At 73.9% G+C, this 1,714-nt stretch carries 3 protein-coding genes; all 3 read left to right on the forward strand.

Going from position 1 to position 1,714, the window contains the following annotated elements; translation table 11 throughout:
• On the forward strand, positions 1–820 hold an 820-nt coding region (locus tag AB8Z36_RS39675), incomplete at its 5' end, for a vWA domain-containing protein (RefSeq protein WP_369218214.1).
• The gene (gene cobO, locus AB8Z36_RS39680; protein ID WP_369218215.1) at positions 820–1,428 is read left to right on the forward strand and encodes a cob(I)yrinic acid a,c-diamide adenosyltransferase; all 609 of its coding nucleotides are present in this window, start codon (positions 820–822) and stop codon (positions 1,426–1,428) included. The genes AB8Z36_RS39675 and cobO, both read left to right, overlap by 1 nt.
• Positions 1,422–1,714: nucleotide-binding protein (locus AB8Z36_RS39685; RefSeq protein ID WP_440582128.1), on the forward strand; the 293-nt coding region annotated here is incomplete at its 3' end. The genes cobO and AB8Z36_RS39685, both read left to right, overlap by 7 nt.

Consider the following 1,714-nt stretch of genomic DNA (forward strand, 5'->3'; position numbering starts at 1 on the left):
GTTCCGCACCAAGGCCCTCAGCGTGCCCGGCATCGGCGAGGGCGCGGCCGGGCGGCGCTCGCGGGCCCGTACCGAACACGGACGTACGACGGGTTCGCGGCGGCCCCGGGGCGCGCTGACCAAGCTGCACCTGGCGGCGACCGTGCAAGCCGCCGCCCCGCACCAGCGGGCGCGCGGGCGCTCCGGCACCGGTCTCGTCGTACGCCGTGACGATCTGCGCCAGGCCACGCGCGAGGGGCGCGAGGGCAACCTCGTGCTGTTCGTGGTGGACGCCTCGGGGTCGATGGCGGCCCGGCAGCGGATGAGCGCCGTCAAGGGCGCGGTGCTCTCCCTGCTCCTCGACGCCTACCAGCGGCGCGACAAGGTGGGGCTCGTGACGTTCCGCGGGTCCGCCGCCGAGGTGGCGCTGCCGCCCACGTCGTCGGTGGACGCCGCGGCGGCCCGCCTGGAGACGCTGCCGACCGGCGGGCGCACGCCGCTCGCCGACGGTCTGCTCAAGGCGCACGACGTGCTGCGCGTCGAGCGGCTGCGGGACGCGGCCCGGCGCCCGCTGCTCGTCGTGGTGACCGACGGGCGGGCCACGGGCGGTGTGGAGCCGGTGGCGCGGGCGGGCCGCGCGGCCCGTCTCTTCGCCGCCGACGGCGTCGCCTCGGTGGTCGTCGACTGCGAGTCGGGCTACGTACGGCTCGGCCTCGCCGGGCAGCTGGCGGGCGAACTCGGCGGGACCGCGGTGACCCTCGACGAGCTGCGGGCGGACTCGATCGCCGGGCTCGTCAAGGACGTACAGGGACAGGGAAACCACTCCAGGAAGGCCGCGTAATGCCGCAGGGACAGCCGAGTGTCGTACCGGACGACGGACTCACCACGCGGCAGCGCCGCAACCGTCCGCTCGTCTTCGTCCACACGGGCATCGGCAAGGGCAAGTCGACCGCCGCGTTCGGGCTCGCGCTGCGGGCCTGGAATCAGGGGTGGCCCATAGGTGTCTTCCAGTTCGTGAAGTCGGCGAAGTGGAAGGTCGGCGAGGAGAACGCGCTGAAGGTGCTCGGCGCCTCCGGCGAGGGCGGCACGGTCGCCTGGCACAAGATGGGCGAGGGCTGGTCCTGGATCCAGCGCGCCCCCGCCGAGGGCGAACTCACCAACGAGGACAAGGCCCGCGAGGGCTGGGAGCAGGTCAAGCGGGACCTCGCGGCCGAGACGTACAAGCTCTACGTCCTGGACGAGTTCGCCTACCCGCTGCACTGGGGCTGGATCGACACCGACGAGGTGATCCAGGTCCTGCGCGACCGCCCCGGCACCCAGCACGTCGTCATCACCGGGCGCAACGCGCCGGGGCCGCTGATCGACTTCGCCGATCTGGTCACCGACATGTCCAAGGTCAAGCACCCGATGGACGCGGGCCAGAAGGGCCAGAGGGGCATCGAGTGGTAGCTCGCCTCGTCATCGCGGCGCCGTCGTCGGGCAGTGGCAAGACGACCGTCGCGACGGGCCTGATGGCCGCCTTCACGGCGGCCGGGCTCGCCGTCTCCCCGCACAAGGTCGGGCCCGACTACATCGACCCGGGCTACCACGCGCTCGCGACCGGCCGCCCCGGCCGCAACCTCGACGCCTACCTGTGCGGGCCCGGCCTGATCGCGCCCCTGTTCGCGCACGGCGCGGCCGGGTGCGACCTGGCCGTGGTCGAGGGCGTGATGGGGATGTTCGACGGGGCCGCGGG

It is taken from the genome of Streptomyces flavofungini, assembly GCF_041028215.1.
Classification (GTDB): domain Bacteria; phylum Actinomycetota; class Actinomycetes; order Streptomycetales; family Streptomycetaceae; genus Streptomyces; species Streptomyces flavofungini_B.